11 protein-coding genes are annotated in these 16172 nt (G+C 69.8%); 4 read left to right on the forward strand and 7 right to left on the reverse strand.

What is annotated here, in order from left to right; translation table 11 throughout:
- Positions 1-7: 7 nt before the first annotated feature.
- From ASD66_RS02020 to ASD66_RS02035, 4 genes are all read right to left on the reverse strand, one after another.
- Entirely contained in the window at positions 8-667 is a 660-nt protein-coding gene (locus ASD66_RS02020; RefSeq protein WP_056681450.1) for a DUF1707 domain-containing protein, read from the reverse strand.
- 25 nt (positions 668-692) lie between these two features.
- Positions 693-2360: a sulfatase-like hydrolase/transferase gene (locus ASD66_RS02025; RefSeq protein WP_056889888.1), complete on the reverse strand. Its 1668-nt coding sequence runs from the start codon at positions 2358-2360 to the stop codon at positions 693-695.
- 110 nt (positions 2361-2470) lie between these two features.
- Complete coding sequence (locus tag ASD66_RS02030) at positions 2471-3523, reverse strand: NAD(P)-binding domain-containing protein (protein WP_056889889.1); 1053 nt, start codon at positions 3521-3523, stop codon at positions 2471-2473.
- A gap of 45 nt (positions 3524-3568) precedes the next feature.
- On the reverse strand, positions 3569-5815 hold the full coding sequence (locus tag ASD66_RS02035) for an ATP-binding protein (RefSeq protein WP_056889890.1): 2247 nt from the start codon (positions 5813-5815) through the stop codon (positions 3569-3571).
- Positions 5816-5961: 146 nt separating this feature from the next.
- On the opposite strand from ASD66_RS02035, the gene ASD66_RS24035 reads away from it, so the two are divergent.
- On the forward strand, positions 5962-8544 hold the full coding sequence (locus tag ASD66_RS24035; protein WP_082599285.1) for a flavin-containing monooxygenase: 2583 nt from the start codon (positions 5962-5964) through the stop codon (positions 8542-8544).
- A gap of 52 nt (positions 8545-8596) precedes the next feature.
- Here ASD66_RS24035 and ASD66_RS02045 read toward each other — a convergent pair whose 3' ends face one another.
- Together ASD66_RS02045 and ASD66_RS02050 are read right to left on the reverse strand one after the other, a co-directional pair.
- Positions 8597-10276, reverse strand: a complete 1680-nt coding sequence (locus tag ASD66_RS02045; protein WP_162254238.1) for a sulfatase-like hydrolase/transferase — start codon at positions 10274-10276, stop codon at positions 8597-8599.
- A gap of 103 nt (positions 10277-10379) precedes the next feature.
- Complete coding sequence (locus ASD66_RS02050) at positions 10380-12038, reverse strand: sulfatase-like hydrolase/transferase (RefSeq protein ID WP_156388505.1); 1659 nt, start codon at positions 12036-12038, stop codon at positions 10380-10382.
- A 79-nt stretch (positions 12039-12117) separates the two neighbouring features.
- Here ASD66_RS02050 and ASD66_RS02055 point away from each other — a divergent pair, with 79 nt between their 5' ends.
- The 3 genes from ASD66_RS02055 to ASD66_RS02065 all read left to right on the forward strand — a co-directional run bounded on the left by ASD66_RS02055 (position 12118) and on the right by ASD66_RS02065 (position 15735).
- Positions 12118-13623 (forward strand): hypothetical protein, encoded by a 1506-nt coding sequence (locus ASD66_RS02055; RefSeq protein WP_056889892.1) that lies wholly within the window; start codon positions 12118-12120, stop codon positions 13621-13623.
- Positions 13624-13667: 44 nt separating this feature from the next.
- A complete protein-coding gene (locus ASD66_RS02060) occupies positions 13668-15359 on the forward strand; it encodes a fumarate hydratase (RefSeq protein WP_200949831.1) in 1692 nt (563 codons plus the stop codon).
- Between the two features lie 85 nt (positions 15360-15444).
- Positions 15445-15735: a zf-TFIIB domain-containing protein gene (locus ASD66_RS02065; RefSeq protein WP_056889893.1), complete on the forward strand. Its 291-nt coding sequence runs from the start codon at positions 15445-15447 to the stop codon at positions 15733-15735.
- Between the two features lie 43 nt (positions 15736-15778).
- Here ASD66_RS02065 and ASD66_RS02070 read toward each other — a convergent pair whose 3' ends face one another.
- Complete coding sequence (locus ASD66_RS02070) at positions 15779-16117, reverse strand: nuclear transport factor 2 family protein (protein WP_056681459.1); 339 nt, start codon at positions 16115-16117, stop codon at positions 15779-15781.
- Between the last annotated feature and the right edge of the window lie 55 nt (positions 16118-16172).

Here is a 16172-nt window from a genome sequence, read left to right on the forward strand (position 1 = left end):
CGTGGGTTCAGTGGCCGGGCAGCGCGCCGTGCCCGCGCCAGCGCCTGCCCTCGCCGGGCATCGGCTTGCGCACGACCGTGACGCCGCCCATCAGCGCGAAGCCCTTGACCCGGACGATCGGCGAGTCCGGACCGAGCTGGGCCTCGACACGGTCGCGGCCCTGGCTGAAGTCGCCCATGATGCCGAAGCCCTCGACCACCACGACGGTGAACGCGTTGACGATGACGTCGATGCCGCCCATCACCGTGTTGGCGATGATCGTGGTCTCATGCTCGGTGAGGATCGCCTGGCGCAGGTCGATGTCGATGCCGCCCATCATCGCGAAGGCGGTGTGCGTGCCGTTGACCTGCCAGACCCCACGGCGGTCCTGGCCGCCCATGATCGCCAGCGACGACCGGTGCACGGGGGCACGCACGTTGGCCGGAAACGACGCCGCCTGGCGTACGGGCTCCTGTGGACGGACGGGCTCGACGCCCTTCATCGGCAGGTCCGCGGTGATCGGCACGAGGTCGGCGTACACCTTCGCGGCGTACGTCGCGTCGAGCCGCTCGTCGAGCTCGTCGAAGTCGAGCCGTCCCTCGGCTGCGGCGTCGCGCAGCACCTCGGCGACCTTGTGACGGTCGGCGTCAGAGATGCGCATCTCGTGGGGTCCCGGCGTGCCCTCCATGCCCGTCAGACTAGCGGCCGCACCCTCATCTGGTCAGTGCCCGGCAGCGGGCCGGAGCGCACTGGTCCCAGGCCCGCAGGCGACGCATGAGCTCGCGCGCATAGGGCTTTCGGTGGTCCTGGGTGAACACGTTGCGGTCCTCCCACGGCACGTCGTAGCGGTAGAGCTCCCAAGCGTAGCGGGTGCCGCGCCACGAGTTGTCGAGGTCGAAGCGCACCAGCAGCCCACGACGCCCACGCACCGCGATGTACGACGGCACGAGGTCGGTCATGCCACCGGTCTGACGATCGGCATCGACCTCACCGGGCCGCGACTTCGACCAGGTGTGCTCGAAGAACGCGAACCGCCCACCCGGGGCCCGTCGCGCGCGCAGGCTGGCCTTGAACGAGGAACCCGAGCGGTACTCCGGGCTGTCCAGACCGGCCAGCGCCTCGAACGTCGGGGCGAGGTCGATGTTGTTCACGAACTGGCCACGCCGGCCCGGCGCCACTCCCGGACCCACCACCACCAGGGGCACCCGCACGTCCGAGTCGTAGGGCGTGCCCTTGCCCCCGTTGAGCTGGTGCTGGCCGAGATGGATGCCGTTGTCGGCGGTGAGGAAGACATATGTGTTCGGGCCGACCTCGGCACGGACCCGGCCGATCAGCCGGTCGATGGACTGCACCATGCGGGCCCGGTTGCGGTAGTGGCCCAGTGCCGCCCGGTCGGTCAGCGTGATCCGGTTCGTCCGCCAGGCAGGAGCCGGCGCGGTCCGTCCGTTGCGACGCAGGTAGGTCGGCGCGTTGTCACGCCGCGGGTCGCCGTACCCCAACAGGTCGCGCAGCCTGAGGGACCCGCACGCCTTGAGTCCACAGTTGCCGTTGGCCAGGCCAGCGCGCGGGCGGTCGCGGAACGCCGGCGGGAAGGTCGGACTGTTCCGGTAGGCCTTGCGGAGCTGGCCGTGCGAGCCGTAGGTCGCGATCTCGAGGAAGTACGGCGCCGCGTCGTCACGGTGCCCGCGGATGAACCGCACCGCCTTGGCCGCGGTCACGTTGGTGGCGTAGTGGCTGTCTCGCACTCGTCGGGGCGCACGCAACGGCGGAATCGGGTGGTTGCGCAGCCGCAGGTTGCCGTCCCGGTCCAGGTAGGTGGAGCGGAACCCCCAGCCGTTGTACCCACCGCCGAGGATGGCCTGCCAGTCGTCCCACCCGGGAACCTTCGGCGGCGCCACGGTGTGCCCGTCGACGTCACGTGCCTCATACAGGTTGAGGAACTTGCCGATGAATCCCGTGGTGTAGCCACTGCCCTGGAGGGCCACGCTGAACTGCTTGCCCGGGTTGTCGTGCGCGACGAACGCCGGGTAGCCGCCGACGGCCAGCGTGCCGTTGCGCGTGTTGGTCAGCACTCCGGTCTGGTGCGGCGCCTGGCCGGTCAGCAGGGCAGCACGCGAGGGGCAGCACAGTGAGTCCACGACGTAGGAGTTCCGGTACGACGCTCCCTGGCGCACCATGCGCTGCGCGTTCGGCATCGTCGAGAGGAGCTCCATGGAGAAGTCGTCCATCAGGATCAGCACCATGTTGGGGCGCCGGTCGCCGGCCGCACCGGCCGACGAGGGCTGGCTGGCGCCCTGGCCGGCCGACGAGAAAGGACCCATCACGAGGGTCACGACGAGCAGAAGTGTGCCGAGGACGCCGCCAGAGAACCTGTACCGCATTTTTAAAACCCTTATCTGTAGTGACTTACTACAGTTTCACACACGGCAGTGACGGATCCCCGACCGGGTCCATCCTTCGGCGAGCCGCCCGAGGGGTCAGTCGGAGCTGTTCAGCCCGCGGCGGTCAGCCCGTCGGACCCGAGGAAGCCCGAGACCGCCACCGCGGCACGACGTCCGGCCCGGTTCGCGCCGATGGTGCTGGCCGAGGGCCCGTAGCCGACCAGCTGCACTCGCGGGTCGGCCACCGATGTGGTGCCGTCGAGGCGGATGCCGCCGTACTCGCTGCGCAGGTGGAGCGGCGCGAGATGCGAGACCGCCGGCCGGAAGCCGGTCGCCCAGAGGATCACGTCGACAGCCTCGAAGGTGCCGCCCTCCCAGCGCACGCCGTACGGCTCGATCCGGGCGAACATCGGGCGCCGGTCGTAGGCGCCCAGCCGCTCGGCCGCACGCTCCTGCTCGCGCAGCACCAGGCCGGTCACGCTGACCACGCTGCGCGGCGGCAACCCGCGGCGGACCCGGTCCTCGACCATGGCGACCGCGGCCCGGCCGATCTCGGGCGTGAAGTCGTCGGTGCGCCAGACCGGTTCACGCCGGGTCACCCAGACGGTGTCCGCGATCGGCGCCAGCTCACCGAGGAACTGCACGGCCGAGGCGCCACCTCCGACGACGAGCACCCGCTTGCCGGCGAGGCGCTCCGGGCCGGGGTAGTCGGCGGTGTGCCACTGCTCCCCCGCGAACGAGTCGATGCCCGGGTACGTCGGCACGAACGGCCGGGTCCACGTGCCGGTGGCGTTGACCAGGGTGCGGGTGAGCCAGTGGCGCGGGCCGGCGGACACCCGCAGCAGCCCGTCGTCGTCCTCCACACGTTGTACATCGACCGGGCGGATCACCGGCAGTCCGTGCGCGCCCTCGTAGTCGGCGAACCAGGACGGGACGACCTCGTTCGCCCGGTCGTGCGACCGACCGGGCGCCGGTGCGTCGGGCAGGTCCGCGACACCGTGCACGTCGGCCATCGTCAGTGAGTCCCAACGATGCTGCCAGGCCCCGCCCGCCTGCGGATTGGCGTCAAGCACGACGTGGTCGATGCCGAGGCGGCGCAGGTGGAAGCTCGTGGAGAGCCCCGCCTGCCCGGCGCCGATCACGAGGGAGTCGAGGATGTGCACACCCACGTCAACGCCCGACGCCCGGCGGTTATGCCGTGCCGCGGGTCAGGACCGCTGGCCCATCACCCAGGTGGCCACCTGGGTCCGTGAGCGCACTTCCAGCTTGGCCAGGATCCGCTCCAGGTGACCGTCGACGGTGCGGTTGGAGATCACCAGCTGCTCGGCGATCTGCCGGTTGCTCAGTCCCTCGGCGACCAGCTCGGCCACCTGCTGCTCGCGCTTGGTGAGCGGACTGTCCCGGGGGCTGCCGGTGGCGACGGCAGCGGTGCCGAGCCCGAGCATCACCGCCCCCACGCGGTCGAGCCCCCGTTGCGCCTCACGCAGCCGCTCGGCCTGCGGGTGCCCGATCGCGGCGTCCACGTGCGAGACGATGCGCCGACTGTCGGCGCTGATGTCGGGCCCGAAGGCGTCGATGTCGGTGCCGAGCAGTCGCCACACCGCTGTGGCCGCCCCGAAGAGGGCAGCCGAGTTCTCGAGGTGGTCGTTGGCCGCCGCGATCCATGACGTGAGCTCGAGGGTGAGCGCGATGCAGATCCCGTCCTGGAAGTCGCGTTGAAGCTCCAGCGCCTCGACCGCAGCCGCCCTGGCCGAGACCTGGTCGCCGAGGCGCCAGTGGCACATGCCGGCGATCCACAGCGTGTAGGCCCGGCACCAGCCCTCGCCGCGCGGCGCACTCAGCGCGAGCACCTCACGGCACGTGGCCAAGGCCTCGGTCGGCCCCACCTCGAAGTACTCCGCCATCGCCAGCTGGAACATCGCGGTCTGGGCAGCGGCATCATCGCCGACCTTCTCGAACGTGACCAGCGCACGCCGGAACGCCGCGATCGCGGGACCGAGGTTGCCACTGAACAACCCATGGATCCCGGTCCAGGCGTCCACGTGCGCCAGCAGGTGCTCGTCCTCGAGCTCCAGCGCCAAGGCACGACCATGCTCGAGATGGACGCTCCCCGCCTGACGATCACCCTGGATGAGGCAGACCCACGCCGCGACCCACAGCGCCGCTCCGTGCTCCGGGGTCCGTCCGAGATCGAGGGCCAGGATCCGCTCCAGCCAGCGCCGTCCGTCGCTGAGGAAGCCGCCGGCGATCCAGTGGTAGCGCAGCAGCGAACCGAACGCGGCCGCCTGTTCCTCCTCTCCCGTGGTGGTGGTCGACCACTCCAGGCCCGCGAGCACGTTGGCGTGGTCGCGCCGCATCGCCGCCAGGGCCGCCGGCTGGCCCGGCCCGCACCAGGCCGCGACCATCGACTCCGCACGGGCCAGGTAGTGGTCACGATGCCGACGGCTCAGCTCGTCCGCCTCGCCGGACTGGTCGAGCTTCTCCGCGGCGTACTCCCGCATCGTCACCAGCATGCGATACCGCATCTCGGCACCGCCGGACTCCGCGATGACGATCGACTTGGCGACCAGCTGGTCGAGCACGTCCAGCAGTCGCTCCGGCGCCAGGTTGCCGAACCCGCACACAGCCTCCGCCGCGGCCAGGTCGAGGCTTCCGCGGAACACCGACAACCGGGTCCACAGGAGCCGCTCCTCCGCACCGCACAGCTCATGGCTCCAGTCCACCAGGTCCCAGAGCGCCTGGTGTCGCGGCAGACGGCCCCTGACGTCACCCTTCAGCAGCTGGAACCGGTGGTCGAGCCGCTCCAGCAGCTGGCTGACCGACAGGCTGCGCAACCGGGTGGCCGCGAGCTCGATCGCCAGCGGGAGCCCGTCCAGCGTCGCGCACAGCCGCTCCACGTCGTCGTGATTGGCCTCGGTGACGGCGAAGTCGGGAACCTGGTGTCTGGTGCGGTCCACCAGCAGCCGCACTGCCTCGGGCAGATCGAGCGGTCCGACCGGGAAGACCTGTTCGCTCGCCAGGCCCAGCGGTTCACGACTGGTGGTCACGATCCGCAGCGCGGGCGCCACGTCGAGCAGCTCGGAGACCAGGTCTGCCACCTCGTCGAGCACGTGCTCGCAGTTGTCGATCACCAGGAGCATCGCCTTGCCGACCAGGTGCCGGCACAGCTGCTCCAGTGGCGTGCGGGTCGACTGGTCCGCGACTTCGAGGGCAGACACCATCGCGGGCGCCACCGCCGCGGCTCCGGCCAGGCTGGCCAGGTCGACGAAGACACCGCCGTCGGCGAAGAGGTGCCGGGTGCGCTCGATCAGTTCGAGGGCCAGCCGGGTCTTGCCGACGCCGCCGGTCCCGGTCAGCGTGACCAGCCGTGAGGAGCCCACCAGCGAGCGCACGTCTCTCAACATGTCGTCACGGCCGATGAAGGTCGTCAGCCGTTCACCGGTGCCGGGGCTCATGCTGGGAGACCTTAGTCGCGCACTGTGACCCGTGCCACGGTCTGCCCGCCCGCGGGAGGAAACGGGTGGGCGAACGGGTGGTTCCACCCGCGCCCCGGCCGTGTGACCGCGGTCACGATGGCGCTCCGCCGACTGGAGGAGAAACCATGACCCAGGACCAGACCCACGACGTCATCGTGGTCGGTGCCGGATTCGCCGGCATCTACGCCATCCACAAGTTCCGCGACCAGATGGGCCTCGACGTCCACGCCTTCGATGCCGCCAGTGACGTCGGCGGCACCTGGTACTGGAACCGGTACCCGGGCGCCCGGGTCGACATCGAGAGCGTGCACTACTCCTACTCCTTCGACGAGCAGCTCCAGCAGGAGTGGCACTGGAGTGAGCGCTACCCGGCGCAGCCCGAGATCCTGAAGTACCTCAACCATGTCGCCGACCGCTTCGACGTACGCCGCGACGTCACGTTCGACACCCGGGTCACGTCGGTGACCTGGGACGACGACGCGAGCCTGTGGCGGGTCACCACCGACGACAACCGCGAGCACACCGCACGGTTCTTCGTCTCCGGCGGCGGCACCCTCTCGGTCCCCAAGACCCCGGACTTCCCCGGCATCGAGACGTTCGCCGGCCGTACCCTGCTGACCGGCAACTGGCGCGAGGACGTCGACCTGTCCGGCCAGCGGGTCGGCATCATCGGCACCGGTTCGAGCGGGATCCAGGCGATCAGCGAGATCGCGAAGGTGGCCGACTCCCTCACCGTGCTGCAGCGCACCCCCAACTTCGCCACCCCTATCGGCAACTACGCCACCGACCCGGCCGAGGAGGCCACCGAGAAGGCGAGTTACGCAGAGCTCCGCGCAGCGTCACGCAACCACTTCCTCGGCGTGCCGTACTCCGACGTACAGCCGTCTGCCCTCGCGGTGAGCGCGGAGGAGCGCCGGGCGATCTTCGACGACCGCTGGGACCGCGGCGGCTTCCGCCTCTTCATCGACAGCTTCGCGGACGTGCTGCTCGACCAGGACGCCAACGACACCGCCGCCGACTACATCCGTTCGCGGATCCGCGAACGAGTCACCGACCCGACCACCGCTGACCTGCTCTCCCCCACGACCTACCCCTACGGGACCAAGCGACCCCCGCTGGAGACGGACTACTACGAGGCGTTCAACCGCGACAGTGTCTCGCTGGTGGACGTCGCCGCGAACCCGATCGCCGCGGTCGTGCCCGAGGGCGTGCGACTTGCCGACGGTTCGGTCCACGAGTTCGACGTGCTCATCCTGGCCACCGGGTTCGACGCCTGCACGGGCCCCCTGCTGGCGATGGACATCACCGGGCGTCACGGCGTACGGCTGGCCGACGAGTGGGCCGACGGCCCGCAGACCTACCTCGGCGTCACGGTGCACGGCTTCCCGAACCTGTTCATGGTGACCGGCCCGCAGAGCCCGTCGGTGCTCTACAACATGCCGTTGGCGATCGAGGACCACATAGACCTCATCGGCGACACGATCAGCTACATGGCCGAGCACGGCCACCACGTCATCGACGCCAGCGAGCAGGCGCAGGACCAGTGGGTCGCGGAGACCACGGCCATCTCCGAGATGACGCTGCTGCCGAAGTCGGCCTCGTCCTGGTACATGGGTGCCAACATCCCCGGCAAGCCGCGTCGCGTCCTCGTCTACCTGGGCGGCGCGCCGCGCTACCGGGCGATCTGCGACAACGTGCAGGCGCACGACTATCGCGGGTTCCGGTTTGCCGAGACCTCGCGACAGCTGGACGGTGCCGGCTGCTCGCGGGCGCTGGACCCGTCGGTGATGTTCGTGGTCCAGGCGCTCAAGGACCAGCAGTTCACCGGCTTCCGGGCGGTAGGAGTCGAGGGCACCCGCGCGGTCGTGGAGTCCTTCGTCGAGATGCAGGCCCCGAAGAAGGAGGTCGCTCGCGTCGTCGAGGCGTCGTACGGCGAGCACGCAGACCAGCGGGTGCGCATCTACACGCCCGAGTCCGACGGTCACGAGAAGCCGGTGCTGGTCTACCTGCACGGTGGCGGCTTCGTCGGCGGCAGCCTCGACGTGGCCGACGAACCGGCCCGTGACCTCGCGGTGCGCACCGGAGCGATGGTGGTGTCCGCGACCTACCGCCGTGCTCCGGAACACAGGTTCCCGGCCGCCCACGACGACGCGTACGCCGCCCTGCTGTGGACGGCGGAGAACATCGCCTCCCACGGCGGTGACGCTCGTCGCATCGCCCTGGCCGGCGACTCGGCAGGTGGCACCCTCGCCGCCGCCGCTGCGCTCCGGGCCGCGAAGGACGGCCCGGAGCTGTCAGGCCTGGTGCTGGTCTACCCGTTGGTCAACGCCAGCATCGAGACCGCGTCCCGTCAGGAGTTCGCCACCGACCACATCATCGGGCTCGACGACCTTGCGTGGTTCGGCGAGCAGTACGTCGGGTCGCCCGACGACCTGGCCGACCCGCGCCTGGCCCTGGACACCGCGGACCTGTCCGGACTCCCGCCGACGTTGGTGATCACCAATGAGTGCGACACCCTTCGCGACGAGGCCGAGCTGCTCGCCGCGAAGATCGCCGAGAGCGGCGTCGACACCCGGGTGGTGCGGTTCGACGGGCTGGCCCACGGCGTCTTCTGGATGTCGCTGGCCGTGGCCCGAGGCAATGACCAGCGGGCTGCCGCCGCGGACTTCCTGGTGCGTCAGCTCGACCGGGTGCCCGCCGGCGTCTGACCCGGTGGCGGCCGGGCGGTGGCGACACCCACCGCCCGGTCACCGGCACATCTCAGCGGGACAGTGCCCGGCAGACCGCGGGGCGGCACCCGTCGAATTCTTCGATCCGCCGCTTGAGGTCTCGCACCCAGGGCTTGGCGTGGTCCTCGGCGAAGACGTTGCGGTCCTCCCACGGCACGTCGTAGCGATAGAGCTCCCACGCATAGTCCGTGCCGCGCCAGTCCTTGTCGAGGTCGACGCGCACCAGCAGCCCGCGGGCACTGCGCACCGCGATGTAGGACGGCACGACGTCTGTCGACCCACCGGACTCCTTGTCCGGGTCGAACTCGGCGGGCCGCGACCTCGACCACGTGTGCTCGAAGAAGACGTAGCGCCCGCCCCGGGCCTGCGGCGCCCGGAGGCTGGCCGCGAACGACGTGCCGGAGCGGAAGGCCGGGCTCTCCCGGCCGGCCAGCTCCTCGAAGGTCGAGGCGAGGTCGATGTTGCTGACGAACTGGGACCGACGGCCGGGCACCACGTCGGGCCCGACGACGGCGAGCGGCACCCGTACGTCGGAGTCGTACGGCGTGCCCTTGCCGCCGTTGAGCTGGTGCTGGCCGAGGTGGATCCCGTTGTCGGCGGTGAGCACGACGTACGTGTCCGGGCCGACCTCGCGTCGCACGCGGGCGATCAACCGGTCGATCGACTGCACCATCTGGACCCGGTCGCGGTAGTGCCGCAGCGCCGACTTGTCGGAGAGGATGATCGGGTTCGTGCGCCAGGCCGGTGCCGGCGCCGTTCGCCCGCCGGGACGCAGGTAGGTCGGCGCGTTGTCGTCGCGCGGGTCGTCGTACCCCAACAGGTCGCGCAGGCTCAGGGAGCCGCAACGCTTCAGGCCACAGTTGCCGCCGTCGAGGTCTCCGCGGGGAGCCCGGTCCCGGAAGGCCGAGGGGAAGGCGGGACTGCCCGGGTAGGCCTTGCGGATCTGGGCGTGCGAGCCGTAGGTGGCGATCTCGAGGAAGTACGGCGAGGTGTCGTCGCGGTGATCGCGCAGGAACCGCACCGCCATGTCGGCAGTGACGTTCGTGGCGTAGCCGCGGTCACGCTCCTCGTGCGAGGCGTTCCGCGGTGGCTTGGCGTGGGTGCGCAACCGCATCGTGCCGTCCTCGTCGAGGTACGTCGACCGGAAGCCCCAACCGTTGTAGCCACCGCTGAGGATCGCCTGCCAGTCGTCCCAACCGGGCACCTTGGGCGGCGGGACGATCTTCCCGTTGACCCGGCGCACGTCGTAGACGTTGAGGAACTTGCCGATGAACCCTGTCGTGTAGCCGCTGCCCTGCAGGGCCACGCTGAACTGCTTGCGCGGGTTGTCGTGCGCGGCGAACGCCGGGTAGCCACCGACGGCGGGCGTTCCGTTGCGGGTGTTGGTGCGCACCCCGGTCTGGTGCGGCGCCTGCCCGGTCAGCAGCGCGGCCCGCGAGGGGCAGCACAGCGAGTCGACCACGTAGGAGTTCCGGTACGCCGCCCCCTCGCGGACCATGCGCTGCGCCTCGGGCATCGTCGACAACAGCTCCATGGAGAAGTCGTCCATCAGGATCAGGACGATGTCGGGACGATCGTCCACGCGCTGTTGGGAGATCGTGGCGTCGTCCCGAACGGCCGCGGGACCGCGCGTCGGCAGGCCGCCGAGCACCAACGCGACGAGCAACAGCACGCCGCAGGACGCAGCGGCTCCCCAGGACCTGCGCCCCATTGTTCTCCCCCGATGTTTCTGCAGTCTTTCACTGCATTTTGGCAGGAGACTACCCACGCGCGCAGCGGAATCGGGCATCGACCGGCCGGAGCCGGCCATGCGATCAGCGGCTCAAGGACCTGCACACTGCCGGGCGGCACCCGTCGAAGCGTTCGATGCGCCGTTTGAGGTCCTGCACCCACGGCTCGGCGTGGTCTTCCGCGAAGACGTTGCGGTCCTCCCACGGCACGTCGTAGCGGTAGAGCTCCCATGCGTGGTCAGTGCTGGTCCAGGCGTTGTCGAGGTCGAATCGCACCAGCAGTCCGCGGGCACTCCGCACGGCGATGAACGACGGGATGATGTCGATGGTGCCGCCGGACCCCTGGTCCGTGTCGACCTCGCCGGGCTGGGTCTTGGCGTAGGTGTGCTCGAAGAACGCGTAGCGCCCGCCGGCCACCTTCGGCGCGCTCAGCGACCCCGCGAACGAGTTGCCTGCCCGGAACGCCGGACTCTCCACTCCGGCCAGCGCCTCGAAGGTGGGCGCCAGGTCGATGTTGTTGACGAACTGGTTGCGCGCGCCGGGCTGGACGTCGGGACCGACCACCACCAGCGGAACCCGGCTGTCGCTGTCGTAGGGCGTGCCCTTGCCGCCGTTGAGCTGGTGCTGGCCGAGGTGGAAGCCGTTGTCTGCCGTGAGGAAGACGTAGGTGTTCGGACCGACCGCCGCGCGCACCCGCGCGATCAGCCGGTCGATCGACTGCACCATCCGGGCCCGGTCTCGGTAGCGGGTCAGCGCCTGGTCGTCGGTCAGCGAGACCTCGTTGGTGCGCCAGGCCGGTGCGGGCGACGTACGCCCGTCGCGGTGCAGGTACGTCGGGGCGTTGTCGGTGCGGTCGTCGCCGTACCCGACGAGGTCGTCGAGGGTGAGGTCACCGCAGGCGGCGAGGCCGCAGTTGCCGCCGGTCGGATCGCCGGCCGGCGCGCGGTCCGCGAACGCCGAGGGGAACTGCGGGCTGTCGGGGTAGGCGGCCTGGAGCTGGCTGTGCGGTCCGTACGTCGCGATCTCGAGGAAGTACGGCGCGTCCTCGTCGTCGTGGCGCTCGATGAAGTCGATCGCCTTGTCTGCCGCGACATTCGTGGCGTAGCGCTGGTCGCGGGCCTCGACGGGCTGGGTCAGCGCCGGCTTCGGATGGTTGCGCAGCTGCACGTCGCCGTTGTCGTCGAGATAGGTGCTCTTGTAGCCCCACCCGTTGTAGCCGCCGCCGAGGATCGCCTCCCAGTCGCTCCATCCCTGCACCTTCGGGGGTGCGACCAGCTCACCGTCGACGGTCTTCGCCTCGTAGCGGTTCATGAACTTGCCGATGAACCCGGTCGTGTAGCCGCTGTCCTGCAGGGTCACGCTGAACTGCTTGGCGGTGTTGCCGTACTGCTCGAACGCCTCGTAGCCACCGATCGGGTTGTCCGGATCGTTGGGCGTGTTGGTCAGGACGCCGGTCTGGTGCGGGGCCTGGCCGGTCAGCAGGGCCGCCCGCGACGGGCAGCAGAGCGAGTCGATGACGAACGAGTTGTCGTACGACGCGCCCTCGGCCTTCATCTGCTGCGCAGTCGGCATGGTCTCCAGGAGCTCGGTGGAGAAGTCGTCCATCAGGATGAACACGATGTTGGGGCGGGCCTCGGTCTCATCGTCCGGTGGGGCGCTGCCCGCGGTCGGCGCCGCGCCCACGAACGTGGCGAGTGCGAGCACGGCCGTCCCGAGGATCGCTGCCACTGTTCTCTTCTTCACGCAAAGCCTCCAAAGTCACCCGAGTCACTATACTTTTATCACGAGTTTGGCGGAGCCGTGCGCTGGGGAGCATCGCGACATGCCCCGTCGCCGCATCTCCACCCTGGTCGCCGTCCTCGCGGTGCTGCTCCTGAGCGGCTGCTTCGGTGACGACGAGGAGGAGGCGCTGTCGGCACTCCCCCGGGTCGAGCGCGCCGCGCAGACCAACCCCGACCGGAACGCCGTCGAGGTGGCCGAGAAGGCCGCCGCCCTCGACCCCTGCGCGCTGTTGCGGGCGGCCGATCCAGCGGGCGCGCGTACGACGGGAGCCGTCCCGCAGGCCGACAAGCCCCACTCCTGCTGGATGTCCGACAGCTCGGTCAAGGCCGACGTCTACACCCTCCTGAGCGAGACGCAACGGCACCGACTGGCCCGACGCGACCTGGCCGGCACCGTCTCCTACCGAGCCGACCTGGACTCCGGACAGTGCCTCGTCCACCTGCCGATCAGCCACACCCGCGCCATCAGCTTCAGCGGACTCGCGCCGTGCGCCACCGTGACGGCGTACGCCGAAGCCGCCGCCGGCCTGCTGCATGACCACCCCGCGCGAGCCACGCGGCCGCGGGGGCTGCAACGCGCGGCGACCTGCGACCTGATCGAGCGGGCCGGCCGCACCCCGGTTCCCTACGAGGGCGCGACCAACTACACCGTGCTCGACCGGTGCCAGGACAAGGCGTCAGGGGTCGATCTCGAGCTCCGGTACCGCGACACGGACGTGCAGGACTACCAGACGACCCACGAGGTGGCCGGGACGACGGTCCGCGCGAACGGCGACGGCACCGGCTGCTACCTGGAGTGGACGCTCGGCGAGGCTGACGTCGCCGTGCGTGACGGGGACAAGCTCGTCGCCTTCGTGACCGCCGAGTCGTGCCAGCAGGGCCTCACGTTCGCCAGGGCCCTGATCCCGACGGCGACGAAGGTCCCGTCCCCGGACCGCGATCCGGTCGACCTCCTCCATGCGTGGGACGAGGCGGACACGTCTGCGGTGGGTGCCTGCGTCGACATCCAGGACCAGGCAGAGCTGGAGTGTGCTCCGACCGAAGACGCCGACGTGCCGGACAACCGCCGCGACCTCATCATGGAGGCCGAGGCAGACCCGAACGTGTTGTGTGCCGCGGCGACACCCGTCGTGCGCGAGCACTTCGGCGACTCGTTCACCGGCGTGACCACGGTCGCGCCCCCGAACAGCCTGGTGTTGGTGGCCGACGATGCTCGCGACGGCACCACACAGTGTTCCTTCGCAGATCCGACGCACACCCTGGAGATCTCGGTCGTCGTCACCACTGACTCGACGGTGAAGTTCCGCGACGGGGACGAGCTCGGCGGCCACCCGGCCCATGTCAACAGGGACGAGGACGCACGGTCGTACGTCGTGGCACGCGACGCCATGGGCGAACCCGGCCTGCTGGCCGTCGCCCTGAGGGTCTGGCCGGCACGAGGCAGCGGGATCTACCGAACCTCGGGCGGTGCTCCCGCTCCGGTGGACCGGAAGCCCCTGGAGGCGGCTGACGCCTTCGTCGCGGATCTCGCCAGGACGCTCCTCTGATCCGGAGTCAGGACCGCCCGCCGACCGGAGTAATCTTGACGTCCGTGGCCACCGAACCTGAATTCCGCTATTCCGACCTGCTCCCGACCGGCAAGGACGACACGCCCTACCGGCTGATCACCACCGAGGGCGTCTCCACGTTCGAGGCGAACGGGAAGACGTTCCTGCAGGTCGACCCCGAGGCGATCCAGAAGCTGACCGCGGAGGCGATGCACGACATCAGCCACTACCTGCGCCCGGCCCACCTCGCGCAGCTGCGCAAGATCATCGACGACCCCGAGGCGTCGGGCAACGACCGGTTCGTGGCCACCGACCTGCTCAAGAACGTCAACATCTCCGCCGGCGGCGTGCTGCCGATGTGCCAGGACACCGGCACCGCGATCGTGATGGGCAAGAAGTCCGAGGGCGTGCTCACCGGCGCCGACGACGGCGAGGCGATCAGCAAGGGCGTGTACGACGCGTACACCAAGCTGAACCTCCGCTACTCCCAGCTCGCACCCCTCACGACGTACGAGGAGAAGAACACCGGCACCAACCTGCCGGCCCAGATCGAGCTCTACTCCACGGCCCAGGGCGAGAAGGGGCCGGAGTACAAGTTCCTCTTCATGGCCAAGGGTGGCGGCTCGGCCAACAAGTCGTTCCTGTTCCAGGAGACGAAGGCGATCCTGAACCCCAAGCGGATGCTGGAGTTCCTCGACGAGAAGATCCGCTCGCTCGGCACCGCTGCGTGCCCGCCGTACCACCTGGCCGTGGTCATCGGCGGCACCAGCGCGGAGTTCGCGCTCAAGACCGCGAAGTACGCGAGCGCGCACTACCTCGACAACCTGCCGACCGAGGGCACGATGAGCGCCCACGGTTTCCGCGACCTCGAGCTCGAGGACGAGGTCTTCAAGCTCACCCAGTCGTTCGGCATCGGTGCGCAGTTCGGCGGCAAGTACTTCTGCCACGACGTCCGCGTGGTCCGGCTCCCCCGCCACGGCGCCAGCTGCCCGGTCGCGATCGCCGTGTCGTGCTCGGCCGACCGCCAGGCGCTGGGCAAGATCACCGCCGAGGGCGTCTTCCTCGAGCAGCTCGAGACCGACCCGGCGAAGTACCTGCCCGAGCCCAGCGAGGAGCAGCTGGCCGCGGCCGACGACGTCGTGAAGATCGACCTCACCCAGCCGATGAGCGAGATCCTCGCCGAGCTGGCCAGGCACCCGGTCAAGACCCGGCTCTCGCTGACCGGCCCGCTGGTGGTCGCCCGCGACATCGCGCACGCCAAGATCAAGGACCTGCTCGACGCCGGCGAGGAGATGCCGCAGTACCTCAAGGACCACCCCGTCTACTACGCCGGCCCGGCCAAGACGCCCGAGGGCATGCCGTCGGGCTCGTTCGGTCCGACCACGGCGGGCCGCATGGACTCCTACGTCGACCAGTTCCAGGCGGCCGGTGGCTCGATGGTGATGCTGGCCAAGGGCAACCGCAGCAAGCAGGTCACCGAGGCGTGCCACACCCACGGTGGTTTCTACCTCGGCTCGATCGGCGGGCCCGCGGCGCGCCTGGCCCAGGACTGCATCAAGGACGTCTCGGTGCTGGAGTACGAAGAGCTCGGCATGGAGGCGATCTGGAAGATCGAGGTCGAGGACTTCCCTGCCTTCATCGTGGTCGACGACAAGGGCAACGACTTCTTCACCGACCCGTCGGGCGCGGTGAACATCCCGATCTCGGGCATCCGGGTGCGTTCCAAGGAAGACTGACCGGCGGACGTGGACGACTGAGGGCCTGAGGGAACGCCGGGCGGTCGCCGTACGTTGGCTGGGCAGGCAACGAAAGGAATCCCCCATGCAGTGCCCCACCGACGGCGCCACCCTCGTGATGAGCGAGCGCAGCGGCATCGAGATCGACTACTGCCCGACCTGTCGCGGCGTCTGGCTCGACCGTGGCGAGCTGGACAAGATCATCGACCGGTCGATGACCCAGGCTCCTCCGGCCCCCGCCGCACCTGCTCCCCCGCAGCAGCGGTACGACGACCGCGACCGCTCGTCATCGTCGTACGACCGAGACCGTTCCTACCAGCAGCAGCCCTACCGCAAGAAGAAGAAGGAGAGCTGGCTCAGCGAGCTCTTCGACTGATCCGGCCGCCCCGGCATGCCCAGTGTGCCGGGCACCGGCCCGGTCAGGCCCGACCGCCGAAGAACACCTGTATCTCGGTGATCAGGCCGTCACGCACCGTGATGAGCTCGGTGTTCCGGTAGCGCTCCCCGGTCGTCAGCTCGTACTCGTACATGAGGAAGACCCCGCCGTCGCCGGCTTCCACGACGTGGAGGACCTCCTGTGAGGTGAACCGGTCGGCGGTCGGGAAGCACACCTCGAGGTAGGTCGCCTTGTCGATGTGGTCGTCCTGGGGACTCGTGAACGTCACGTCGTCGGCCAGCAGCCCGGTGGCCGTCGGCAGGTCCTGGGCCCGGAAGGCACCCAACATGGCGCGGACGGTCTCCGTGTTCGACAGGGTCATCCTTCGAACCTACTCGCCCTGGCCGCGGTGCTTGGGCGGGTGAGCGAGAATCAGG

The organism is Nocardioides sp. Root151, assembly GCF_001427925.1.
In the GTDB taxonomy this organism is placed as follows: Bacteria; Actinomycetota; Actinomycetes; order Propionibacteriales; family Nocardioidaceae; genus Nocardioides.